The organism is Anaerolineales bacterium (genome assembly GCA_019637755.1).
GTDB lineage: Bacteria > Chloroflexota > Anaerolineae > Anaerolineales > UBA11579 > JAMCZK01.
This window is the reverse complement of record JAHBVC010000001.1, coordinates 205393-230276: the sequence shown is the minus strand read 5'-3', so window position 1 is coordinate 230276 and position 24884 is coordinate 205393. Positions and strand designations below refer to the sequence as shown.

The window sequence follows — 24884 nt, the reverse complement described above, 5'->3', positions numbered from 1 at the left end:
CAGACAACCGAGGCTTCGGGCGCAGCGGGCTGCGGCCCGGCGCTAGCGCGGCTCACGGTGGGCTCCTTCCAGGGCGCGGGCGCGCTCGACCAGGCTGGGCAGCGCCGCCAGCAGCGCGTCTACTTCGGCGGCGCGGCTGTGCTTGCCCAGCGTGATGCGCAGCGAGCCGCCGGCCCACTCGGGGGTCAGCCCAATCGCCAGCAAGACTTCGCTGGGCTGCGGGTCACCGGTTTTGCACGCCGAGCCGGACGAGCAGGCAAAGCCGGCATCGTCCAGCAGCATCAGCAAGGCATTGCCATCCACGCCACGGAAAACGAAGCTGGCATGGTTAGCCAGGCGTTCGCTGGGGTGGCCGGTCAGCTGGCTTTCAGGAATGCTCTCGAGCACCGCGCTGATGATGCGCTCGCGCAGCGCCAGTAGATGAGGCTGCACCTGGCTGCGCTCAGCATCCGCCAGGGCATAGGCGGCGGCCATGCCGGCGATATAGGGTACGTTGGGCGTGCCGGCGCGGCGGCCGGCTTCGTGGCTGCCGCCGGTTTGGATGGGCAGCAGCGGCGTGCCGCGGCGCACGTAGAGCGCGCCGACCCCTTTGGGGCCGTAGAGCTTATGCGCGCCCAGGCTGAGCAGATCGACGCCCAGCTCGGCCAGGTGTAGCGCCAGCATCGCCGGGGCCTGCACCGCATCGCTATGCAGTGGCACGCCATGCTCGCGGCAAATGGCGGCGATCTCGGGAATGGGGTTGAGCGTGCCGATCTCGTTATTGGCCAGGATCACCGAGACCAGGGCGGTCTGCGGGCCGAGCTGGCGGGCGACGGCCTGGGGCGCCACGCGCCCGTAGCGATCCACCGGCAGCCAGACGCATTCGAAGCCGAACTCCGCGGCCAGCTGCTCGGCCGTGCGCGCCACCGCGGGATGCTCCACCGGGCTAACCAGGAGCTGGTGGGCGCCGCGCTGTTGGCGCGCCGCCAGGGCCGCGCCGCGCAGCGCCAGATTGTTGCTCTCGGTGCCGCCGGAGGTGAACAGCAATTCTTCGGGCTCGCAGCCCAACTGGGCGGCCAGTTGGCCGCGGGCATCCTCCAGTGCGGCTTCGGCGCGCTGGCCGTAGCTGTGCACCGAGGCCGGGTTGCCAAACTCTTCAGTGAAGTAGGGCTGCATCGCGGCCCACACCTGCGGATCGAGCGGTGTGGTGGCGGCGTGATCGAAATAGATGCGCGTAGGCGCGGCCATGGCGCTGATTATAGCGGGGTGTGGCTTAGGGCTGCAGCGTCAGCTCACGAACGTGGATGTGGTACCCATTGGTGGGCGGCGGCGCCAGATCGCGAATGGCAAGCTCCACGCGGCTCACCGGGCTTTGGCTGGGCGGCAGGCTCAGCGTCACGCGCGGGTCGGATGGCAGATCGGCGTAGTGCGCTTGTTGCGTATGCTGGCTGCCGTCGGCGTAGGTGAGCGCCAGGTTCACCTCAAACTCGCGCAAGCCGGCCAGGCTGAGCTGCACGGCGCTGAGCGTGCGCGCGGAGTCGAACTCAAAATCCAGGATGAGTGGATTGGCTTCGCGTCCGCGCAGCAACGAATCAAAATTGCCGTCAAAGAGGTCTTCGATGCGGCCACTATCCAGGGCGGAGTGGCGCACCAACACTAGCGCATCCTCCCAGTGCAACCATTGGCTTTCCAAGTTGGGCACGGGCACGATAATAGGCAGGCCCTGGACCGTGGCGGCATAAAACATCGGCAGGCCGGCCGGGCTGGTATAGAGCTGGGCGGGGAAGCGTTCGGCGCAAGCGGCGAGTTGCGGCGCGGGCAGGGGCGTGTGAAAGCTCCAGAAGACCACGGCTGGGCCTTGCAGGCTGGCCTCCAGGGCGCGGCAATCCAAGGCTTCGGCTTGCAAGGGGTGGAAGTTTTCCGGGCGGGCGATCTCATCAGCAATGCTGATCGGCTCAGGCATGCTGCCTTCCCAACAGCAGCCCACCAGATAAACCTGCGTATCAGCGGGCAACAGGTCTGCCAGTTGGGTAATGTGGCGAGCGATCGGTGTATTTTGGTAGGGCAGGCCGTGAATGTAGGCGCCGAAGTAACCCACCAGGTTGAGCACGCTGATTGCGGCCAGCAGCGCGCCCAGCGCCAGGTGGCGCCAGACCAGGGGCCAACGGCGTGGCCACCCGGCGGCCAGTTGCCACAGGCCGCTGGCTACGAAGAGATAGGCCAGCGGCGCGGCGCCCAGCGTGCGCGTGGCACTGGGCACCTCTTGACTGTTGGCCACCACCAGCATTGAGGGGATGTGTAGCATCACGAACAGGATCAGCAGCACGCCGCCCGTGGTGCGGCGCGGCTGGCGCAGCCAGAACAGGATGCCGAGCAGGAAGAGCACGCCACTGAGCGCATCGAGGTGTGGGCGGCCGGCGATGTTGACGCGGCTGATGCTATCGCCTTTGAAGTTATAGGCGGCGAAGGCCTTGATCGCATTCTGCGCCAATTGCCATAAGGCCTGCGCGCTGGTGGCGAATTTGCCACCCAGGTAGCCCTCGGAACTGAACGCCACGGTATTTTGCGACACGATCCAGACGTAGGGCAGCGCCAGCACGAACAGGAGCGCCAGCACGCGCAGCCACAATGCGGCGCTGGGGCGCGGCGTGCGGAAGTGCCAGAGCAGCATGCAGGCCAGCAGCGCCGCCGGTAGCAGGTAGGCGCCCGGATAGGTGTAGAGGCCCAGGATGGAGACGAACGCTGCCCAATACAGCCAGCGCGGCTGCGGCTGCTGCTGGTAGCTGACCAGCAGCCAGCCCAAGGCTGCGGCGAGCAGTGGCACCACGATGGGTACGTTGCCCAGGCGGCTGTGGATCAGCAGCCAGAAGGAGATGCCGGCGATGAAGGTGGCCAACGTGGCGAAACGCGCCCCCAGCAGGCGGCGCGCCAGCAAATAGGTGAAGCCCAGGGCGGCCAGGCTGATCAGCACCGAGCTGATTTTGAGGCTAAGGTAATTGAGGCCCAGCAGCAGGGCCGCGGGCGCAGCCAGATAGTGGAACAGTGGCCCGGTGCTGAGCGGGATGTAAAAGGGCCATGTTCCGCTGAGCACATCGCGCACGTAGATGGTAGCCGTGCTGATATCGCCGAAAACTTCACTTTGTAAGCCGTCTAGGTTCCAAAAGCGCACCGCCACGATTGCGAATAGCATCAGCCCGAAGGCCAGGCGTGCGGCGGCGGGGCCGGCGTAGGCAGTGCGCAGGCGCTGGCCCAAGCTGGGGCGCGGGGCGGAGGGGCGGCGAGGGGCGGCCGGGCGGCGCGGGGCGGGAGCGGCGGGCATGGCGGGGAGTATACGGCAAAGCGTTGCGGCGCGGCGAGCTTGCGTAATTGAAAGCCCAACTGGGGCTGAGAGATGCTAGAGTTTTTAAGCTTCTAGTACATTGTGGGGACGAAGCTGTCCTGGAGGGCCATCGCCATTGTAAATAAGTGAATAGAAGCACCAAGGCTCGATCCGCCATATAGGAGTGCGGAAGGTGTTAAGACCGTCTACGCAGCACGTTTTGCAGCAGACGTTGTTAGGGACCCTGTTGGCAGGGGCGGCTTTGCTGTGGGCGGTGCTGGTGGCCCAGGCCGCCCCGCCGCCGGATCCGTATGCCGACGCGGTGCTTTCTTCTAGTAATTTCAACAATGCCAGCAATGCCCTCGGCGCGCCGGACGGGGTGCGCTCCGCTGCGCCAATAAGCATTTTGGCTTCTTCACAGGTCGTGTTGGATATGGGCGCGGGGGAGGAGGGTAGCGGCCCCTTGCGCATCCACTACAACATTTTGGTCGGCGTGAGCACCACGGTGAGTTTTCTGGATGCCAGCCAGAATGTATTGGCTACCCAGGTGATCTTGCTGGACTTGCTCTCCTCTTCGGTCACGGTGCCGTACAGCGGGGCTACCCCGTACCGTTATGTGCGTATTTCAGTGGGGCTGGGCTTGGGGTTGGGGCTGGATGGGGTGGAAGCGTTGAACTATGTCACTCCCACCTATACGCCGAGCTTAACTTTTACTCCGTCGCTGACGCCTTCGCTGACTCCATCGCCAACGGCTAGCGACACGCCGACGCTGACTCCAAGCGACACACCGACGCTGACGCCGAGCGAAACACCGACACTGACGCCAAGTGAAACTCCAACACTGACTCCGAGCCAGACGCCAACGCTGACGCCAAGTGACACGCCGACGCCCACGCCCAGCGAAACACCGACTTTGACGCCAAGCGACACTCCGACGCTGACGCCAAGCGAAACACCAACATTGACTCCAAGCGACACGCCGACACTGACGCCGAGTGAAACTCCAACACTGACTCCAAGCTACACACCGACGTTGACGCCAAGCGACACGCCCACACTGACCCCGAGCGATACGCCAACACTGACTCCAAGCGACACACCGACGCTTACGCCCAGCGAAACGCCGACGCTGACGCCCAGCGACACGCCGACGCTGACGCCAAGCGAAACACCGACGCTGACGCCAAGCGACACGCCGACGCTGACGCCAAGCGAAACACCTACGCTGCCCGCGGCGGCCGAATTCGCCAATGCGGTGGTGAGCAGCGCCGGCACGGTGAGCAATCCGGCAGGTGCGCTGGGGGCGCCTGAGGGCCAATGTGCTAGTTTGCTCGGCACGGTGCTGTTGGATGCCACCCTGACCCTGGATATGGGCGCTGGCGAAGAAGGGCAAGGCAACCTACGCGTCTATTACCAGGGCGATGTGCTCGGCATAGGCGCGGCCTTGCTGCCCAGCGTAGAGTTTTTGGATGCGGCGCAAAACGTCTTGGCCACTGCGCCGGCGCCGCTGCTGCAATTGGTGCTGGGTGATACGCAGGCCACCTACACCTATCCCGCCGCGCCCAGCCCGTACCGCTATGTACGTCTGCGCTCCGGCTTGCTCAGCCTGCTGTGTGTGGACGCGGTGGAAGCGCTGGCCTACATCGCCCCCACGGCAACGGCTTCGCTTACGCTCTCACCGACCGCTTCGCTGACCCCCAGCCCCACGCTCACGCTAACCGCTTCGCCAACGGCCAGCCTTTCGCCGACGGCCAGCCCCTCGCCAACGGCCAGCCCCTCGCCGACGGCTACGGCCAGCGCCACGCTCACCCTGGCGCCCAGCGCTACCAGCAATCCCATTGACGTACATGCTGATTTTGTATCTAGCACGGCCGGGGTGGTGAGCAACGCCGCAGGTGCGCTCGGCGCGCCAGACGGCCAATGCGCCAGTTTGCTCGGCACGCTGTTGCTCGATGCGACGCTGACTTTGGATATGGGCGTGGGCGAGGAAGGGCAGGCAGATCTGCGCGTCTATTACCAGGGCGATGTGCTCGGGATTGGCGCAGCCCTGCTGCCCAGCGTGGAGTTTTTGGATGCGGCGCAAAACGTCTTGGCCACTGCGCCAGCGCCGCTGCTGCAATTGGTGCTGGGTGATACGCAGGCCACCTAGCCTATCCCGCCGCGCCCAGCCCGTACCGCTATGTACGTCTGCGCTCCGGCTTGCTCAGCCTGCTGTGTGTGGACGCGGTGGAAGCGCTGGCGGCGGCTGGCCCCACCGCCAGCGCCGCGCCCAGCAGCACGCTGGCCAGCACGGCTACGCATGCCGCCAGTGCCACCCCGCTGCTCAGCGCTAGCCCCAGCAGCACGAGCCTGTCCGGGCCGAGTGCCACGCCCACTGCTACGCTCAGCTCGATCCTGCTTTCCGCCTCAGCGGCGCCGCTTAACACAGCCACGCCCGTGCCGCGCCAACCCACGCTGACGCCAAACGCGTTCACTGCTACGCCCAGCACAACCGCGCTGCCCGGCGAGGGCGCGGCTACCCCCTCAGCGGCGATCGTGGTGGGCGCCCAGGCGGCGGCGCCTACCGCGATCAGTTTCCGCTTTCAGCAAGCCCGCGTGGGCCTGGCCAGTGCCAGCAGCGGCGGTTGGTTGGGCTATCTGCCCTGGCTGCTGCTCTCGCTGGTGGCGTTGGGCGCCCCAGGCTGGCTGATCGTAGCCACACCGGCGCGCTTGCGGGTCAGCCCGGTGCTGGCCAGCGAAGAGCAGGGGCTGCGCCGTCTGCAGGCGCTGGGCTTGGCGACGCGGCAGCGCCTGGCGCTGCGCATCAAGCCGCGCGGCTCGATGGGGCGCGCCGCAGCCCAGTTTGTGCGCGGCGAAAGCGATGTGCTGCTGGGCAGCCTGCACGACATTATCGATCTGGCTGAGAGCGGTACCGAGCTGCGCATCATCTATGTGCACGCTTGCTCGCCGGGGGCGCTGCGCCTGGCGCACGGCTTGCGCGTGATGGCGGTGACGCCGCAGACACTGGCAACGCGGGCGGCGCACTGCGAGCGGCTAGTGCGCGCCTGGAGCCAACTGGTCGAGCAGCCCGCGCCCGCGCACAACCTAGCGGACGAGGCGGATTGTGTCTTGCTGGGCCGCAAAGCCAACCGGGCCTTGCTGCTGGAGCAGGGCGGGGCGCGCATGCAGCGCCTGATCGCAGATGCGCTTGGGCGCCCCGTCAAGCTGGGAGATGTGCGCCGCCTGTGCGCCTACGAGCGGCTGCAGCGCGGCGCATCCTTGCCAATCTAAAAGCGAGGACTTAATGCTGTGGGCTCCCGTAAACTGCCTGTCCATCAATTTCGAGGTAAAGCAAGGCCTCGGTCGAATAAGAAAATTGGGCCGTAAAGTTACTGCGGATCATGGCCCCAAAACCATTCTGCGCGTCTACGTAGGATTGCACTGTGACAACGTCTCGCTTGCGGCCAAATCCCCACTGATCTATGGCGAACAAGCCGCTAGGGAACTCTGCAGTGGATGGGGAACGCAATGCCTGCTTGACATACTGCTCGGTGAGGTACATAAAAGTAGCTTGCTCAGTGATATCGAGGGTGTAGTTCTTGATATTGTCCAGCGGCCCACCAGCGTCAGCATCGTAGAAAACCGTGTTCACGTTGCTGATGCCAAACACTTTGTTTTGCCAGAAAGTAACGGAGAAGCTATTCGTGTAGCCAAAATCGGCAGAATAAGCTAGAAGGCCATCTCGATCCATAACAAATTCTAGGCTTGAAATCCGATCAAACCCAACACTTTTAATCGCTTCAAACGCGTCGCTAGCCTCCTCCTCGCTCAGCCCAACCACATCCATCAGGATGGATAGATTGCGATCCACTGGGGTGCTACTGGGTTCCAGTGAAGGGGTCAAGGAAGGCGCTACTATCTGCGCATTCTTGGCTTCTTGATCCTGTTCATTTTCTCCGGATTGCGAAATTACAAACAGGCACATGCACATTGCGCTTAAGAGAACAAACCCAATGGCAATTTTTCGCCAGCGCGGCAGACCCTTCTTAGGCACCGTACGGTCTTTAGTGTCTACGATTTGAGTTTCTTCTGCCAGAGGAGCAGGCAAATCACGCCCGCAGTGTTTGCACACGATCGCTGCGTCTTGGATCTCTTCTGCACAAAATGGGCAGTTTTTCATATCTTGGCCTCCCGCCTGCTACTGATAATTATTCTGAATGATTATATGGCGAAAAGATAAAACTATTGTTTCACATTCTTCTCATGCCAGATGACAAGCTGTTTGCGATTGAGCACATCAACCCCCAGAAGTGATCGGAGCAGCGCCTCGTAGCTCATACCTGCTCACGTACACGCTGTCAGCTAATCCCCGCCTGGCCCATGCGCGCCGCTTATGCGCCTACGAGCGGCTGCAGCGCGGCGTGCGGGATACTATCTAAAACTATCGAAACGGCCCGGCTCGCTTTGAGTTGGGTGGCCCTTCTGCTATAATCAGCTTGTACCAAAAATCACATTTATACGGGAATACTGCATGGCCAAGGATATTCGCTTTGGAACAGACGGTTGGCGCGGGGTGATTGCCAAGGACTATACATTTGATGCGGTGCAACGGGCCGCACAAGGCTACGCCAGCTACATCAAAAATCATGGCCTGACCGCCAAAGGGGTGGTGGTGGGGTATGACAAGCGCTTTCACTCCGAGAACTTTGCCGCGGCCGTGGCCGAGGTGCTGGCGGGCAATGGCATCAAAGCCTGGCTGACGCAGGAAGCCACGCCAACCCCGGTGATCGCCTATGCTGTGCTGACTCAGCAGGCGGGCGGGGCGATCAACATCACTGCCTCGCACAACCCGCCGACGGACAATGGCTTTAAAGTACGCGACGAAAACGGCGGCGCCATCGATCCTGAAGGTCTGGCGGAGATCGAAGAGGCCATTCCGGATACCGCGGCCGGCGTAACCCGTATAGACTTTGACGATGCCAAAGCGCAGGGCTTGATCGAGCTCTTTGATGCGGCGCCGAAATACATTGAGCACCTGCACGATCTGATCGATCTGCAACCGATCAAGGATGCGGGCTTCACCGTGATGGTGGATACGATGTGGGGCAACGGCGCGGGCTGGTTCCCGCGTCTGCTGGCCGGCGGCAAAACCCGCGTGATCGAAATTCACAACCAGCGCAACCCGATCTACCCTGAGATGCTGCGCCCTGAGCCGATCCAGCCGAATGTGGATGCTGGCCTGGCCGCCACGCTGGCCAACCAGGCGGATGTGTTGCTGATCACGGATGGCGACGCCGACCGCATGGGCCTGGGCGACGAGAAGGGCCAGTTCATTGATCAACTGCGCGCCTATGGCTTGTTAGCGTACTACCTGCTGGAAGTACGCGGCCAGCGCGGCCCGATCGTCAAGACGCTCTCCACCACTACGATGTTGAACAAGCTGGGCAAGCTCTACGATGTGCCCGTGTACGACACCGGCGTGGGCTTCAAGTATGTGGCGCCCAAGATGATGGAAGTAGACGCCATGATCGGCGGGGAAGAGTCGGGCGGGTATGCATTCCGCGGCAACGTGCCGGAGCGTGATGGCATTCTGGCCGGTTTGTACATCCTCGACTTGATGGTCAAGCTGAAAAAGAAACCCACCGAGTTGATCGATTGGCTGTTTGCTAAGGTGGGTGCGCACTATTACGACCGCATCGATAGCCTGTTTGAGGGCGATCGGGCGGCGCGCGAAGCGCTGATCCTGGCCGCCAAGCCGCAGACCATCGGTGGCTTGGGCGTGACCAGCCTGGATACGACCGATGGCTTCAAGTTCAATTTGGAAGATGGCGGCTGGCTGCTGATCCGCTTCTCCGGCACAGAGCCAAAGATCCGCGTGTACTGTGAAACCACGCACGCCGATAAAGTACAAGCCATCCTGCAGGACGGTTTAAAGGTAGCGGGCATACAATAGTTTCCGGAGCATTGCATCCAGGAACGAGGTTTTGCCATGCAAGGATTTTTGGGTACTGCTAATTGGCCACCACTGGTGAGCCTGTATCGCGTGTTATTGGCGCTGGGGATCGGCATGTTTGTGGGCCTGGAGCGCGAATGGCGCGGCAAGGAAGCCGGCTTGCGCACCTTCGGCTTCGCCGCCTTGCTGGGGGCCTTGGGCGGGCTGCTGGGCGAAGCCTATGCCATCGTCAGCATCTGCTTGCTGGGTATTTTGGTCTTCATTCTTAACTGGCAGTCGCTCAAAACGCATAACAACACGGTACTGACGACTTCGATCGCGCTGCTGGTTACCGGCGTGATCGGCGTGTTGTGTGGCGTGGGCCACACGGTCACGCCGGCCGCGGTGGGCGTGATCGCGGCAGGCCTGCTGGCCTGGAAGGAGCGCCTGGCGGTCTTCAGCCACAACCTCACCGCTGAGGAAGTGCGCTCGGGGATCTTGCTGGCCATTTTAGCTTTCGTCATCTATCCCTTGTTGCCCGCCACCCCGGTGGACCGTTGGGGTTTGGTGGTGCCCAAGACGGAGTTCGTCACCGTCATCATCATCGCCTTGATCGGGCTGATCAACTACATCCTGATGAAGATCTTTGGCCCGCGCGGGATGGAATTGACCGCCTTCTTCGGCGGGCTGGTGAACAGCCGCAAAGTGATCGTGGAATTGACCACGCGCTTGCAATCGATGGGTGATGCGTTGTTGCCCTCCGTGTACCGCGGCATTATTTTGGCCACGGGCTCGATGTTGTTGCGCAACGTCATCATCGTGGGCCTCTTCGCGCCGGATGCCTTGCTCTACAGCATCGTGCCCTTTGCGCTGATGCTGGCCTGCAGCCTGCTCCTGTGGCTGCGCGCTCCCGCGCAACCACAGGCACAGACTAACGAAGCGGCCCCCCTGGCGCTCGAATCGCCGTTTCGCCTCTCGGCGGCGCTGACCTTCGGCCTGACTTTTATGTTCTTGAACATTGCCGGTGCGCTGATGCAGCGCTATTTCGGCTCGCAGAGCTTTTATTTTGTCAGCGTCTTGGGTGGCTTGCTCTCCAGCGGGTCGAGCATTGCGTCTGCGACTACGCTGATGAACCATCACGAGCTGCCGCTGATCGTGGGCGTCACCGGGGTGATCCTCTCGAGCTTGACGAGCATCCTCATCAACATCCCGTTGATTCGTTCCATTACCAAAGAGCCGGCCTTTAAGCGCAAAACCTTTCTCTCGTTGGTTTTGATCGCGCTGGCTGGCTTGGTGGGCGTGGTGATCAATCAACTCTTCTTGCATGCGGTGTAGCGAGACGCGATGACGCTGGTGGATACGCACTGTCACTTGGATCTGGACGCCTTCGACGCGGACCGTGCGGAGGTGTTGGCGCGCGCCGAGCAAGAGGGTGTCACCACGTTGCTGATCCCCAGCATTGAGCTGAGTAGCGCGGACGGCGTGCTGGCGTTGGCGGCTGCGCACACCGGCGTGTACGCCGCAGTAGGCATGCACCCTAACAGCAGCACGCAGTGGGATGATGCCAGCGGGGCGCAGTTGCGCCAACTGGCGCAGCATGCCAAGGTGCGCGCCATCGGCGAGATTGGGTTGGATCACTACTGGGATGATGCGCCGCACGATGTGCAGCGAAAAGTCTTGCAAGCTCAGTTAGAATTGGCAGCGGAGATGGAATTGCCGGTGATCGTTCACAACCGTGAAGCCAGCGAAGAGTTGCTGGCTATTTTGCTTGAATGGCAGGCTGGGTTGGCCGCGGCGCACAGCCCGCTGGCGGCGCGGCCCGGCGTGCTGCATTCTTTCTCCGGCGATCAGGCAATGGCCGAACGCGCCCTGGCGGCGGGCTTCTTCCTCGGTTTCACTGGCCCGCTTACCTTCAAGAACGCCGCCGCGGTGCAGGCCATCGCACAACACACCCCGCTGGAGCAGATCCTGATAGAGACCGACAGCCCGTACCTCTCGCCGCACCCGCGGCGCGGCCAGCGCAACGAGCCGGCGCGTGTGCGCCTGGTGGCGGAGAAGCTGGCCGAGTTGAAGGGCTTGCCCTTCGCTGAGGTTGCCGCCGCCACTAGCGCCAACGCCCAGCGTTTATTCCGTTTTGAGGCACCGCAATGACCATGCTGGATTTTCACGCACAGGTACAAACTCAATTGCCGGAGGTGGAGGAGCGCATGCGCCGCGTGGCGGATGGCTACCACCCCGAGCTGGGCCATGCCCTGGAGCAGTTGCTCGGCTCGGGCGGCAAGCGGGTGCGCCCCACGGTGACGCTGTTGGTGGCCGGCATGCTGGATGCGCCGCACGCGCACGCCGTGACCGTGGCCGCGGCGGTGGAGATGTTGCACACCGCCACCCTGGTGCACGATGACCTCATCGACGGGGCGACGCTGCGCCGCGGTGAGCCGACGCTCAACGCGCTATGGAACTCGGCCGCCACTATTTTGGCGGGCGATTTTCTGTTCTCACAGGCGGCCTGGTTGGGCGCGCAGGCCGAATCGGTAGACGTGATGCAGATGTTCGCCAAGACGCTTTCCATCATCGTCAACGGTGAGGTCAATCAGATCTTTACGCGCAACACCTTCCCGACCCGCGCCGAGTACGACCAGCGCATCTATGCCAAGACGGCCTCGATGTTCGAGCTGGCCGCTAAAGCGCCGGCGCACCTGGCGGGCGTTTTCCCGCAGTATGGTGAGCTGCTCAATACCTATGGCAATAGCATCGGCATGGCCTTCCAGGTGGTGGATGATGTGCTCGACTTCTCGTCAGACGAGGACACGCTGGGCAAGCCGGCCGCCAGCGATCTGCGGCATGGCTTGGTAACACTGCCTACGCTGTATTATCTGGACATGCAGCCCGGCGACGCACGCGTGGCGCAACTGCTGCAAGGCGATAGCCTGCAGGAGACGGAGATCGATACACTGATCGCCGATATTCGCAGCAGCGGCGCGCTGCAACAAGCCAATGAGGAGGCGCATCGCTATGTGCGCCTGGCGCAGGACGCGCTGCAAAGCATGCCGGCCTGTGCCGAGCGCGACGGCCTGGCCGATCTGGCTGAATACGTCGTCGAGCGCTTGCATTAGCCCACACGGCAAGAATATAAAAAGACCGGCCCCTTGGCCGGTCTTTTTTGTTGGGGCATGACAAAAGGGCCAGGATTTGTGACTTTCTCGGGACATATGTATCTAGTGGGACGGCGCGGGGGCGCATACAGTAGGGGCGTAAAGGAGAATCGCCATGAACCTACCTAAAGTTGCCGAATGGATGACCACCGAACTGATCACCGTCGCGCCGGGGACGCCCTTGCCTGAGGCTGTGGCCCTGATGCGCACCAATCACATCCGCCGCTTGCCAGTGGTGGACGATGGCCGTCTCGTGGGGATTGTTACCTACGGGGATCTGCGTGAGGCCAGCCCCTCTGATGCCACCGGCCTGAGCGTGCATGAGATTTCGTATCTGCTCAACAAACTGGGCGTGGATAAGCTGATGACGCCCAAGCCCTACACCGTTGCGCCGGATACCGCACTGACCGAGGCAGCACGCCTGATGCTGCAACACAAGATCGGCGCACTGCCGGTGGTGGATCACGGAGAGTTGGTGGGCCTGATCACGGAATCCGACATCTTCCGGGCCTTCATGCGCCTGTTCGAAGAGGACAAAGTGGCGGTGGCCGCCGTTTAGCGGGCGTTGGCCTTGTGCTGGCAAAACGCGCAAGGCCGCGCCTCTGCGGCCAGGATGGCCTGGTCGCTGCTCCAAAACAGGTTCTGCTCACCGATCTCCGCCAGCAGGCCGCCGCGCACCAGCATGGCGTGCACATTCTTGTGCACGCCGGCGAACATCAGCGTGCCGCCATGCTGGCGGATGCGCGCGTTAAGGCTGCGGATGGCCTCGATGCCGGCCGTATCCATCAGCGGTACGCCGCGCATCGAAAGGATCAGCGCATGGGTGGGGCCGAGCTTGCTAAAGGCTTCATTGAAGGTGCCGGTGGCGGCGAAGAATAGCGGCCCGGTGACGAAAGCTACCTGCATGTGCTCGCAGGCGCGCTGGCTTTGCAGGCCGCGCTGGCGCAAGCGTTCCGGGTCTACCGGGCTGATCTCGACTTCAAGGCTGGCAATGCGGTTCAGGAAGATGCCGCCCGCCACCAGCGAGCCGATCAGGATCGCCTGGGTCAGATCGAGGCTGATCGTCGCCAGCATCGTGATCAGAAATGCGCCGATATCCGTTTTGAAGCGATGGCTGAACATGAAGCGAATGGCGTGCCATTCGTTCATGCGCCAGGCGGTCACCATCAGCACGCCAGCCAGTGCAGCCAGCGGGATGCGCGCCATCAGCGGCGCCAGCAGGAACATGGAGAGCAGCAAGCCCAGGGCGTGGATGATGCTGGTGAGGCGTGTTTGCCCGCCAGATTTGATGCCCACGCTGGAGCGGGCGATGGCGGCGGTGGCCGGCACGCCGCCAAAGAAGGGGATGAGCATATTACCGATGCCTTGGCCGATCAGCTCTTGATTGGCCTGCAAACGGATCCCGGTCATGTTGGCGGCAACCGCGCCGCACAGTAGGGACTCCACCGCGCCGAGGGCGGTGATGGTAAGCGTGGGCGGCAGCAATGCCGGCAGCTCGCTCCAATCGAAGCTGAGCGGGTTAAAACGCTCAGCCAGCAGCAGGGTCTGCGGGATGGCGCCGATCTGCTCGGCCTGCCAGCCCGTCAGCACGGCCACCAGCGTGGCAGCGATGATGCCCAGCAACGAAGCCGGCACCACCCGATCCCATTTCTTGGGCCACAGCAGCATCAAGCCGATCACGACCAGCGCCAGGGCGATGACTTGCCAGTTGGGGCTGAAGCCGCCGTTGAAGTAACCGAGCAACTTCTGCAGGGCGGTTTCTTTTTCAGGCGTGTGCACGCCGAGAAAATTATCAATTTGGCCGATGAAGATGATCAGGGCGATGCCGGAGGTGAAGCCGGTGATGACGGACGAAGGGATGAAGGCGATAAAGCGGCCCAGCTTGAGCACGCCGATGAGCAACAAGAGCAGGCCGGAGAGCAGCCCGGCGGCCCAGATGCCGTCCAAGCCATAGCGGCCCACGAGCACGATCAGCACGGCGCTCATTGCCCCGGTGGGGCCACTGATCTGGTAGGGCGCGCCGGAGAGCGCGCCGATCACCAGGCCAGCCAGGATGGCGGTCACCAGGCCAGCGGCTGCGGTGGCGCCAGAGGCCACGCCGAAGGCCAACGCCAGCGGCAAGGCCACTGCGGCGACGGTGATCCCGGCCAAGAGGTCTTGACGGAACTTAGTTAGGGTGTAACCGGAGAATTCGGAACGATACAGCTGAGCTAAGTTACGCCGTGGCATAATCGCAAGAGGCTGCACTATACCACGATTGCAAGGAGTGTTTGCATGCCCGCTTATGTTGCGTTGCTACGCGGCATTGCCCCGGCCAACCCGAACATGCACAACGTCAACTTGCGCGGCGTGCTGGAGCAATTGGGTTTCGAAAACGTGCGCAGCGTCCTCAGCAGCGGCAACCTGGTGTTCGAAGCGACGGGGCGCCCGGCGCTGGCGCAGTGGGAACAGCGCATGGAAGCTGCCTGGCCGCGCCAATTGGGCTTTGAAGCCAGCACGATCATCAAGAGCCAGACGCAGGTAGAAGCCTTGCTGGCCGCACAGCCGTTTGGCAAGGCGGTGCATAGTACGCGCAGCTACCTAGTGGTGACCTGTATCAAGCCTGCGCCCGCGGCCTTGGATCTGCAGCTACCTCACCAGCCTGCAGGGCAGCCATTTGAGCTGGTGTATTACGCCGATGGCATGCTGTGCAGCATTGTGGATGCATCCAAGCCCAATGGCGCCTTCAGCTATTGGCTGGAACGGCGCTATGGCAAAGCGGTCACTACGCGCACCGCGCAAACGCTGGCGCGTATTCTGCAAAAGATGGCCTGAGCGCGCCGCTACCAGCGCTCCCAGTGCACCAGCTCCTCAAAATCTTTGCGCCCACGCAGCAACTTGCTGAGGCGCAGCTTTTCTTTCTGCGCCGGATAGCCAAACGAAATCGCCATGAGCACTTGCCATTCGGGGGGCACGCCCAGCAGAGCGGCGGCTTCCTCTCCTGCGTAGATCGTGGCCAGGCAGGAGCCTACGCCGAGTTCGGTGGCGGTGAGTTGCATATAGGCCGCGGCTTGCCCGGCATCGAATAGTGCCCCGTAGAAGACATCCGGCGGCGGGGTCAGGATCAGCACGCCCAGCGCGGCCCCGGCCAGGTGCCCGGCAAACTGGCCGAGCTTGCTGAGTTGTTGCAGCGTCTGGCGCTGGCGAATGGCGAGGAAGCGCCAGGCCTGACGATTCTTCGAAGACTGCGCCCGGCGCCCGGCGCGCAGGATCGCCAGCACCACCTCTTCGGGGAGGGGCTCGGCGGTGAAGTCACGGATGGCGCGTTTGCGCCGGATGGCGGTGGATACGTTCATCGGCTCTCCTTAGTGAGTGGCAAGCTGCGGTAAGACCTGGGCGGCTAGCGCTTCCAGCCCGGCAATATCGTCCTGATCGAGCCATTGCAGCATGACCTGTTGGCAGCCAGCGGCAGCCAGTGTGCCCAGTTGCTCGACCAGGGCGTTGGCCTCGCCGACCAGTGCGCCGCGGGCGCGCCACTCCTCCAGGCTGCGGCCGCTGGCGGCCAGCCTGCTGGCCAATTCGGCCGAGGAGCGGCCAAACAGGCCGCGGGTCATCAGGCTGCGCTTGACGGCCTGCGGCGGGCGGCCGAGGGCCGCCAGGTAGCCATCCAGCAGCGGCATGCGTTCGGCGTAAGCCGCGGCGCTAAGGCCAACGCCGTTCCATTCGCTGGCATAGCGGGCGGCCAATTGCAGCGTGCGCTGCTTGCCGTTGCCGCCCACCAGGAGCGGCGGGCCACCTGGGCGCTGCGGGCGCGGTAGCAGCACAGCCTGCTGAAGTTGGTAGAAGGTGCCGGCAAAATCCAGCGGCGCTGCGTTGTGCAGCAGGCTGTGGATGACGTGCAAGCCTTCTTCGAAGCGTTGCATGCGGGCCGGCAGCTCGAGCAGCTCGAGGCCGAACATTTCGTGCTCGCGTACTTGCCAACCGGCGCCGAGGCCGAGCACCAGGCGCCCGCCGCTGAGATCATCCACGGCGGCGGCGATGCGAGCGGTCATGCTGGGGTGGCGGAAGGAGAGCGGCGAGACCAGCGGGCCGAAGTGGATGCGCTGCGTGTGGCTGGCCAGGCAGGTCAGCGAAGTCCACAGCTCGAGCGAATCTTTTTCGGGCGGGTCCATGTTCGTGTAATGGTCACTACGGTAGAGGCCGGCGAAGCCAAAGTCTTCGGCGGCGGCCGCCAGGCGTTGCCAGCGCGGCCAGGTAAGCCCGTCTTGGCCTTCGATCATGATGGAGAGTTGCATAGTGGCTCCTTATGATTATTTAACCGTAGATGTATGAAAGTTAGTCGAAATAGTTAGTTAGTCAATTAATTAATCGATTAATCGATTAGTCGATTAGTCAGTTAGTCGATTAGTCGATTAGTCGATTAGTCAATTAGTCAATTAGTCAGTTAGTCGATTAGTCGATTAGTCGATTAGTTGTTTAGTCGGTTTTATCTGCGTTCATCCGCGTTCATCTGCGGCTAAATATCCAGATGACTATATGACTAGTCAACTACTCAACTAGTCGCCTATTCTCGCGCGGCGGCCACCACGGCGCGCCAGTCTTCCCTTTCGGGGGTGGGTGCGGGGCCGAGCGCATCGCTGATCTCCTCGCCTAGCAGGGCTTGCGCCACCGCCAGGCTGCAGGCGGCCGCGGCGGGCAAGTCGTAGCCTCCTTCGAGGATCACGGCCAGCTTGCCGCCGCAATGCGCTGTGGCCCATTGGCGCAGTGCGGCCACGGCGCGGCCATAGCCGGCGGCGCTGACTTGCAGGTTGGCCAGCGGGTCGCGCCAATGGGCATCGAAGCCAAAACTCACCAGCAACATCTCCGGTTGATATGCATCCAGCAGGGCGGGGAACAGCTCACCATACACCGCGGCGAAGGCCGCGTCACCGCTGCCGGGCGGCAGGGGTAGGTTGGCGGTAAGCCCGGCGCCGGGGCCTTCGCCGCGCTCGTCCAGGTGGCCGCTGCCCGGCCATAGCGGTGCTTGATGGCTGCTGCAGAAGAGCACATCCGCGCGGGCGTAGAAAATATCCTGCGTGCCGTTGCCGTGGTGTACATCCATATCCAGAATTGCCAGGCGCCGGGCACCGCCGTGCTGCAGGAGATATTCGGCGGCCAGGGCGATATTGTTCAGCAAGCAGAAGCCCATCGGCTGCTGGCGGGTGGCATGGTGGCCGGGCGGGCGGCTGAGGGCAAAGCCCGTGTGCGCCTCGCCGCGCCACACCGCGCCCGCTACTGCCAGCGCGCCGCCGGCGGCGGCTTGTGCCAGCGGCCAACTGTGCGGCGTGGTGTAGGTGTCGGCATCCAGCGCGCGGCCGGCCTGGGCGTGCATCTGGATGGCTTGCAACATCGCCGGGCTGTGCACGCGCTCCAGCAGGCCAGCGGGCAGCGGCGCAGCGGGGAGTGGCGCTTGCCACAGGCCGTGCTGCTGCAGGGCCTGGCGAATTGTGTCCACGCGCTCGGGGCGTTCGGGGTGAGCGGCCTGGGCGTGGGCGCTATGGCCTTCGGGATAGTAGTAGGCGATGGGCGCGGTCATTGCGCTGGATTATAGAGGGCTATCGCCGCTGATTGCGGCCAGTGGGCGTTTGTGATCGCCGGCTCAAGCGTCGCCCCACAGGCGGTCAAGTGGGATGGCTTGCGCTAGAATTGATAGCACTCCCATAAGTAAGGAGCATCGCCATGCCAGAAGATAATGCACCTGAAGCGAAGAGCAAGAAAGCTGCCGCAGGCGCCCGCGCCATTTGGTCCGGGGCGATTGCCTTCGGCTTGATCAACATCCCGGTCAAATTGTTCTCAGCCACGCGCGAGAACGAGCTGTCATTCAACCAATTGCGCAAGAGCGACCATTCGCGCATTAAGTATCTGCGCGTGGCAGCCGCCGACGGCCAGGAAGTACCCTACGACCAGATTGTCAAAGGCTTTGAGGTTGAAGACGGGCGCTACGTGGTGATTGAAGACGAAGACATCAAGAACGCCAGCCCCAAGAAGACTCAAAGTATTGAAATCCTCGCCTTTGCCAACGAAGACGAGATCGACAGTGTGTATTTTGATAAGCCCTATTACCTGGGGCCGGATAAGAACGCGGCGCGGGCTTACAGCTTGCTACGCGAGGCACTGAAGCAATCCAAAAAAGTCGCTGTGGCCAAATTCATCCTGCGCACCAAGGAGAACCTGGCGATCCTCAAGCCGGAGGGTGATGTACTGATCTTGAACCAGATCCGTTACCAATCCGAGGTGCGCGAGGCGGAGGGCCTCAACCTGCCGGGAGCCGATGAAGTCAAGGCGAGCGAACTGGACCTGGCGCTCAGTCTGGTGAACCAGCTCACCCAGCCGTTCAAGCCGGAGCAATACGAAGACACGTTTACGGCCGAGATCCGGCGCATCATTGACCAGAAGGCTGAGGGTCTGACGCCTGAGGTGGTGGGCGCCGCGCCCGAGCAGACCAAGGATGATGACCTGCTGGCCTCGTTGCGTGCCAGCATCGAAGCCAGCAAAGCTCGCGTTGACGCATAGCGAGGCGAGGCGTGGCTGACCCGCAGCAGCGCTTACAGGAATACCGCGACAAGCGCGATTTTAGCAAGACCAGCGAACCTGCGCCCGCTGCCGCCGCCGCTGCGCAGGCCGCGGAACTCGGCCCGCACCAGGCGCGCTTCTGCATCCAAAAGCATGATGCCACGCGCCTGCACTATGACGTGCGCCTTGAGATCGACGGCGTATTGGTCTCGTGGGCCGTGCCGCAAGGCCCGGCGCACGACCCGGTGGTAAAACGCCTGGCGGTGCGCACCGAAGACCACCCGATGGAGTATCTGGATTTTGAAGGCGTGATTCCCAAGGGGGAGTATGGCGCCGGTCCGATCATCCTGTGGGATCAGGGAACCTATACCAATATCCGCGGCACCAAGCGCAAGCCCTTCACGATGAAAGAGTCGCTGGAGGCTGGCCTGGTTGAGGTGCGCTTCGATGGGGAGAAGCTCAAGGGCGAATTTGCGCTGGTGCGCACGCGTTACGAAGGCAAACAGGAAAACTGGCTGATGGTGAAGATGAAAGATGCCTTTGCCAACCCGGCCTATGACATCGTCAACGAGCGCCCGCTTTCGGTCAAGAGTGGCAAGAGCATCGAGGAGTTGAAAGAAGAAGGCAGCCGGGCGCAGTTGCCCGCGGCGCTGCGCAGGCTGCCGCCGGAGGCGCTTAGCAAGCTGAGCCTGGCCGAGTTCCCCGGCTGGCAGGAGCCGATGCTGGCCACGCCGGAAGAGCGCCCGGTGGAGCGCGCTGGCTGGATCTACGAACCCAAGCTGGATGGGCAACGGGTAATCGTTTACCGTAAAGGCCAACAGGTGCAGCTGCTCTCGCGCAACAAGCTGATCATCACCGAGCAGTATCCTGAATTGGCCGGCGCGCTGCGCCAACACGGCCAAGGTGACTTTGTGGCCGATGCGGAGATCGTCTCCTTTGAAAATGGCCGCCCCAGCTTTGAGCAGATGCAAAAGCGGATGCACATCCAAAAGCCTAGCGCCGAGCTGCTGCAAGAGGCGCCGGTGTTCATGTATTTGTTTGATGTGACTTATTGCGCCGGCTACGACACCACGCGCCTCAGCCAACTAGAGCGCAAGGACGTGCTGCGCGGCCTGGTGCAGTATGCTGACCCGCTGCGCTATCTGGAGCATCAGGAGCAGGGCGGGCTTGAGCTGTTCCAGCAGGCCTGCGCCAGCGGGCAAGAAGGCGTGATTGCCAAGGATGGCAATGCCAGCTACCAGCGCGGCCGCTCCAAGAGCTGGCTGAAGTGGAAGTGCGTGCGCCAGCAAGAATTTGTGATCGGCGGTTTTACCGAACCGCAGGCCGGCATGCGCGGCTTTGGCGCGCTGCTGGTGGGCTACTACCCGGAGGGGCAAGACAAACTGCAATTTGTGGGTGGGGTAGGCACCGGCTTCTCGGATGAGGCGATCCGCGCCATCCGCCAGCAATTGGATGCGCTGACCAGTGAAGAGTGCCCCTTCCTGCCGGATGATTTGTTGCCGCGCCAAGCTGTGCGCTGGGTGGCGCCTGAGCTGGTGGCCCAGGTGGGTTTTGGGGAATGGACGCGGCTGGATAAGATTCGCCACCCGCGCTTTTTGGGCTTGCGACCGGATAAGGCGGCCCGCCATGTGGTGCGCGAGGCTAGCGCGGCCAGCCCGGCACCGCCGCCGCTGACGGTGCCAGCCTCTGGCGGGCGGGCGGATGGCGAAGAGATGCGCCAGGTGGATGGGCACAAGATCAAGGTCACCAACCCGGGCAAGTTGCTCTTCCCGCAAATTCGTAAGACGCAGGTGATCGATTATTACGAGCAGATCGCCCCGGTGATGCTGCCGCATGTGCAGAACCGCCCGATCAGCATGCAGCGCTTTCCCGATGGCATTCGAGTGCAAGGCTTTTTTCATAAGGAAGCGCCGGAGTACTTTCCCAAGTTCATAAGTTTGGTGGAAGTGCGCACCAGTGCCAGCGCCGCCGAAACGCAGCTACAAGTGATGATCAACAACGCTGCCACGCTGGTGTATCTGGCGCAACTGGCCTCGTTCGTGATCCATATCTGGACCAGCCAGGCGCCGCAGCTGGAGCAGCCCGATAAGATCGTCTTCGACCTGGATCCTTCCACGGATGACAGTTGGGACGCGGTGGTGAGCGGGGCCAAGGATCTGCGCGGCCTGCTGGCGGATATGCAGTTACCCTCCTTCGTGATGACCACTGGTTCGCGCGGCCTGCATGTGGTGGTGCCGATCCAGCCAGAGCATCCCTTTGATACGGTGCTGCTGTTCGCCAAGACGGTGTGCACCACGCTGGAGCGGCGCGATGCGAAGTTCACCACGCAGATTCGTAAGGACAAGCGTAAAGGGCGGATCTTTTTGGATTATCTGCGCAACCGCTACGCCCAAACCGGGATTGCGCCATATTCGCTACGCGCCCGCCCCGAGGCGCCGCTGGCGATGCCACTACTGTGGGAAGAGTTGGACGATGCCGCGCTGCGCGCCGATCATTTCACCTTGGCCAATATCATGGCGCGCCTGGCCGACGGCGGCGACCGCTGGGCAGGCTTCTTCGCGGCACGCCAGCCGCTGCCCGATTTTGCCTTGATCGAGCAAGTGCTCAAAGCCTGACATCTTGATTAGAATCGTGCCATGACGGCACTTGATGAAACCCTTGCTATTCCTTGTTCACTAGAGTCTGAACAGGCGGGAGAAAGCCTGGCCGGCACTGCGCCGCGCGCCCAGGTGTGGTTCGCGCTGGAGTATCGCGAGCGGTGGGAGCACAAGGCCTGGGAGCAAAGCTCGATCGACGCCGCTATACGCCAGGCGGTGGACGCGCAGTTGGCCGGTATTGCGGGAGCGCGTCTGCTGTTGATCAAGCAGAAGGACCGCGCAGCTCACCTGCGTTTTTTTGCCGCCGTGCTGGGAGAACAGCCGGCACTGTATACGTTTGAACTCTCCAGTTATGCGGAGTTGGCCGAGCTGGATCTGACGGCGATCGTCGCCGGGGCGCCGCAGTATGCGGCCCAGCGCAGCCAGCAGCCGCTGCTGCTGGTGTGCACCAATGGCCAGCGGGACGCCTGCTGCGTGCTGCACGGCATCGGCGTCTACAATCGCTTGCAGCGCGAGTTTGGCGATGCGGTGTGGGAGAGCAGCCACCTGGGCGGTCACCGTTACGCGGCGAATCTGCTGGCGCTGCCCAGCGGCCGCGCCTATGGCCGCCTGCGTGCAGACAATGCGCTCGCAGTGGGGGCGGCGGTGATGGCCGGGGCGCTGCCGCTGGCTTATTGCCGCGGCTACACCGCCTGGGAGCCGGCGGCGCAAGCGGCGGAGCTGTTGCTGCGCCAGCGTTTGCAGCTGAGCACGGCGGTGGGGCCGCGCTTGCTGGCAGGCGCCGCGCTGGATGAGGCGCGCTGGCAGGGCGAGTTCGCTTTGGCGGATGGCAGCCGGCATCGTGTCAGCGTAGTGCGGGAGCTTGGCGCGCCGGTGCACGCTTCGTGCGGGGACGCGAAGACTACGCCTACGGTGGAGTTTCGGCTTGTTTAGCCGCAGATAACGCGGAAAGCTTAACCACAAAGACATAAAGAAACCTAATCCTTTAATCGCTAATCCCTAATCTCATTCGTCAGTGCAACTTCGCTGCAAAGGTGCTTAGGCTTGTTTGGCCGCAGATAAACGCGGATAGGCGCAGATAAAAGCTTGGCCACAAAGGCGCAAAGAGCACAAGGAAACCCAATCCTTTAATCGCTAATTCCTAATCCCTAATCCCTAATCGCATTCGTCAGCGCAGCACACTGCTCGCGAAGATGGCTTTTAAACCTCTGTGTTTATCTGTGTTCATCTGTGGTTAAATTTGCCTTATGAAATCACTCCTCCAAAAACTCAACATCCAAGACATTAACCCCGGCGCGTCCTACGGCAGCGATCATTGGATCGAAGACAAGAACGGCGCCGAACTGATCTCCTACAATCCGGCCACCGGCGAACCGATCGCCAAGATCATCCAGGCTACGCAGGCCTCGTATGACCAGGTGGTCGGTGCCTCGCAGGCAGCCTTCGAGAGCTGGCGCAACGTGCCGGCGCCCAAGCGTGGCCAACTGGTGCGCGATCTGGGCGAAGCCGTGCGCGAGCTCAAGGAGCCGCTGGGCGAGCTGGTCTCACTGGAGATGGGCAAGATCCGCGCCGAGGGTTTGGGTGAAGTGCAGGAGATGATCGACATCTGCGAATTTGCCCTGGGCCTCAGCCGCCAGCTCTATGGCCTCACCATGCACAGTGAGCGCCCCAGCCACCGCATGTATGAGCAGTGGCACCCGCTCGGCCCGGTGGGCGTGATCTCGGCGTTCAACTTCCCCATCGCGGTCTGGTCGTGGAACTCTACGCTGGCCAGCGTGTGCGGCGATACGGTGATCTGGAAGCCCTCGGAACTGGCGCCGCTCAGCGCGATTGCCATGCAGCACATTTGCAACCGCGTCATGGCCGACCATGGCCTGCAGGCGATTTTCAGCCTGGTGGTCGGCACCGGCCAGGAAGTGGGTGAGCGCATGATCAATGATCCGCGCCTGCCGCTGATCTCGTTCACGGGCTCCACCAAGGTGGGCCGCCACGTCAATCAGACGGTGGCCGGGCGCTTTGGCAAGACCCTGCTGGAGTTGGGCGGCAACAATGCCATCATTGTGGCGGAGGATGCCAATTTGGATCTGGCCGTGCGCGGGATTTTGTTCGGCGCAGTGGGTACGGCGGGGCAGCGTTGCACGAGCACGCGCCGCATCATTGCCCACAAGAGCGTGGTGGACGCGCTGACCGAACGCCTGGTGAAGGCGTATGGCCAGGTGAACATCGGCAACCCGTTGGAAGAAGACACGTTGATGGGCCCACTGGTCACCGAGGTGGCCGTGGAGAAGATGGAAGATGCACTGGCGCGTGCGCAGAACGAAGGCGGCCAGGTGCTCACCGGCGGCAAGCGCATTGATGGGCCGGGTAACTTCGTGCAGCCCACGATCGTGCGCATGCCGGCGCAAACCGGCGTAGTGCTGGAGGAAACCTTCGCACCGATCCTGTATATCCTCGACTATGAAACCGTGGATGAGGCGCTGCGCATGCACAACGATGTGCCGCAGGGGCTGAGCAGCGCTATCTTCACCGATAGTATGCAGACGATGGAGCGCTTCCTCTCGGCGGGCGGCAGCGACTGCGGCATTGCCAACGTCAACATCGGCACCTCCGGTGCCGAGATCGGCGGTGCCTTCGGCGGAGAGAAGGAAACCGGCGGCGGGCGCGAAAGCGGCTCGGATGCCTGGCGCGCCTACATGCGCCGCCAGACGAATACAATAAATTGGGGCAAGGAACTGCCGCTGGCGCAGGGCATCAAGTTTGGTGACTGATCGTTCGTAACGATCCGCAAATAGATAAAAAAGCCAGGCGCACCGCATGCGCCTGGCTTTTTGTGTTATTGCGATTTGTGTAACGCTGAGCGCGGCGGGCGCCCCTCATCCTTGTGTTTCTAGCTTGCTCATTAGCAAATTGTTCAAGGCTTCGCGTGCCGCGGGCAGGGCGCGCAGCGCATCCCAATTTTCAACGAATTCCTTGGCGGAGGGCTTGTCGATGATGGCGCGGAAGGGATCGCCCACCACCAGATCGCCTTTGACGCGGGCGGCACGCCAGTGCGGCTCCAGCTCAGCCGCCAGGGCGGCATAGCTGCTTTGCAGCCGTGCTTGGGCTTCAAAGAAGCGCGCCTGCTGCGCCACGGTGAGCGACTTCTGCTGGTAGATCTCGATCACCAGCGCGGTCAACAGGTCCCAGTCTGCCGCGAATGCATGCAACTGTGGATCGTTGAGCTGTCTGAGCAGGCTTTGGGTGACGGGGTTCATCTTGCAGTCAGTTTAACCACAGATAAACACAGATAAAGCTCTCTATCTAAGTGCAACTAAGATTGGAGATTCCTTTGTGTACTTTTCTGTGCCTTTATGGTTAGGTAGTTCTAGTTTTATCCGTGTTTATCTGCGTTCATC

The 24884-nt window shown here is 62.4% G+C and carries 20 protein-coding genes; 12 read left to right on the top strand and 8 right to left on the bottom strand.

The window, feature by feature from the left end:
- Window positions 1-42: 42 nt before the first annotated feature.
- Entirely contained in the window at window positions 43-1227 is a 1185-nt protein-coding gene (locus KF821_01185; GenBank protein ID MBX3004423.1) for a cysteine desulfurase, read from the bottom strand.
- A gap of 25 nt (window positions 1228-1252) precedes the next feature.
- Complete coding sequence (locus KF821_01180; GenBank protein MBX3004422.1) at window positions 1253-3298, bottom strand: glycosyltransferase family 39 protein; 2046 nt, start codon at window positions 3296-3298, stop codon at window positions 1253-1255.
- A gap of 193 nt (window positions 3299-3491) precedes the next feature.
- Between KF821_01180 and KF821_01175 the strand changes: the two genes are divergently transcribed.
- Window positions 3492-5447, top strand: a complete 1956-nt coding sequence (locus KF821_01175) for a hypothetical protein (protein ID MBX3004421.1) — start codon at window positions 3492-3494, stop codon at window positions 5445-5447.
- Between the two features lie 50 nt (window positions 5448-5497).
- Window positions 5498-6568 carry a hypothetical protein gene (locus KF821_01170; GenBank protein MBX3004420.1) on the top strand — a complete coding sequence of 357 codons (1071 nt, stop codon included), beginning with the start codon at window positions 5498-5500 and terminating at the stop codon, window positions 6566-6568.
- A 10-nt stretch (window positions 6569-6578) separates the two neighbouring features.
- Here KF821_01170 and KF821_01165 read toward each other — a convergent pair whose 3' ends face one another.
- Complete coding sequence (locus KF821_01165) at window positions 6579-7457, bottom strand: hypothetical protein (protein ID MBX3004419.1); 879 nt, start codon at window positions 7455-7457, stop codon at window positions 6579-6581.
- Between the two features lie 351 nt (window positions 7458-7808).
- Between KF821_01165 and KF821_01160 the strand changes: the two genes are divergently transcribed.
- From KF821_01160 to KF821_01140, 5 genes are all read left to right on the top strand, one after another.
- A complete protein-coding gene (locus tag KF821_01160; GenBank protein ID MBX3004418.1) occupies window positions 7809-9230 on the top strand; it encodes a phosphoglucomutase/phosphomannomutase family protein in 1422 nt (473 codons plus the stop codon).
- Window positions 9231-9305: 75 nt separating this feature from the next.
- Window positions 9306-10544, top strand: a complete 1239-nt coding sequence (locus tag KF821_01155; GenBank protein MBX3004417.1) for an MgtC/SapB family protein — start codon at window positions 9306-9308, stop codon at window positions 10542-10544.
- 9 nt (window positions 10545-10553) lie between these two features.
- Window positions 10554-11360 (top strand): TatD family hydrolase, encoded by an 807-nt coding sequence (locus tag KF821_01150; protein ID MBX3004416.1) that lies wholly within the window; start codon window positions 10554-10556, stop codon window positions 11358-11360.
- Window positions 11357-12322 (top strand): polyprenyl synthetase family protein, encoded by a 966-nt coding sequence (locus tag KF821_01145; GenBank protein MBX3004415.1) that lies wholly within the window; start codon window positions 11357-11359, stop codon window positions 12320-12322. The genes KF821_01150 and KF821_01145 overlap by 4 nt, the downstream gene beginning before the upstream one ends.
- 154 nt (window positions 12323-12476) lie before the next feature.
- Complete coding sequence (locus KF821_01140) at window positions 12477-12920, top strand: CBS domain-containing protein (GenBank protein ID MBX3004414.1); 444 nt, start codon at window positions 12477-12479, stop codon at window positions 12918-12920.
- Here the strand turns inward: KF821_01140 and KF821_01135 are convergent.
- Window positions 12917-14590 carry a SulP family inorganic anion transporter gene (locus KF821_01135; GenBank protein MBX3004413.1) on the bottom strand — a complete coding sequence of 558 codons (1674 nt, stop codon included), beginning with the start codon at window positions 14588-14590 and terminating at the stop codon, window positions 12917-12919. The genes KF821_01140 and KF821_01135 overlap by 4 nt on opposite strands.
- A gap of 45 nt (window positions 14591-14635) precedes the next feature.
- Here KF821_01135 and KF821_01130 point away from each other — a divergent pair, with 45 nt between their 5' ends.
- Window positions 14636-15175: a DUF1697 domain-containing protein gene (locus KF821_01130; GenBank protein MBX3004412.1), complete on the top strand. Its 540-nt coding sequence runs from the start codon at window positions 14636-14638 to the stop codon at window positions 15173-15175.
- Window positions 15176-15183: 8 nt separating this feature from the next.
- Here the strand turns inward: KF821_01130 and KF821_01125 are convergent, their stop codons facing one another.
- The 3 genes from KF821_01125 to KF821_01115 all read right to left on the bottom strand — a co-directional run bounded on the left by KF821_01125 (window position 15184) and on the right by KF821_01115 (window position 17915).
- Window positions 15184-15696 carry a nitroreductase family protein gene (locus KF821_01125; GenBank protein MBX3004411.1) on the bottom strand — a complete coding sequence of 171 codons (513 nt, stop codon included), beginning with the start codon at window positions 15694-15696 and terminating at the stop codon, window positions 15184-15186.
- Between the two features lie 9 nt (window positions 15697-15705).
- Window positions 15706-16635: a TIGR03560 family F420-dependent LLM class oxidoreductase gene (locus KF821_01120; GenBank protein MBX3004410.1), complete on the bottom strand. Its 930-nt coding sequence runs from the start codon at window positions 16633-16635 to the stop codon at window positions 15706-15708.
- Window positions 16636-16904: 269 nt separating this feature from the next.
- On the bottom strand, window positions 16905-17915 hold the full coding sequence (locus KF821_01115; protein MBX3004409.1) for a histone deacetylase: 1011 nt from the start codon (window positions 17913-17915) through the stop codon (window positions 16905-16907).
- Between the two features lie 143 nt (window positions 17916-18058).
- Between KF821_01115 and KF821_01110 the strand changes: the two genes are divergently transcribed.
- The 4 genes from KF821_01110 (at window position 18059) to KF821_01095 (ending at window position 24257) form a co-directional block, all read left to right on the top strand.
- Entirely contained in the window at window positions 18059-18892 is an 834-nt protein-coding gene (locus KF821_01110; protein ID MBX3004408.1) for a Ku protein, read from the top strand.
- Window positions 18893-18903: 11 nt separating this feature from the next.
- Window positions 18904-21507, top strand: coding sequence for a DNA ligase D (gene ligD, locus KF821_01105; protein ID MBX3004407.1), 2604 nt, complete (start codon window positions 18904-18906; stop codon window positions 21505-21507).
- A gap of 21 nt (window positions 21508-21528) precedes the next feature.
- Complete coding sequence (locus KF821_01100) at window positions 21529-22422, top strand: hypothetical protein (GenBank protein ID MBX3004406.1); 894 nt, start codon at window positions 21529-21531, stop codon at window positions 22420-22422.
- Between the two features lie 314 nt (window positions 22423-22736).
- Window positions 22737-24257, top strand: coding sequence for an aldehyde dehydrogenase family protein (locus tag KF821_01095; protein ID MBX3004405.1), 1521 nt, complete (start codon window positions 22737-22739; stop codon window positions 24255-24257).
- Window positions 24258-24362: 105 nt separating this feature from the next.
- On the opposite strand, the gene KF821_01090 is transcribed toward KF821_01095, so the two are convergent.
- Window positions 24363-24743, bottom strand: a complete 381-nt coding sequence (locus KF821_01090; protein MBX3004404.1) for a hypothetical protein — start codon at window positions 24741-24743, stop codon at window positions 24363-24365.
- Window positions 24744-24884: the final 141 nt, after the last annotated feature.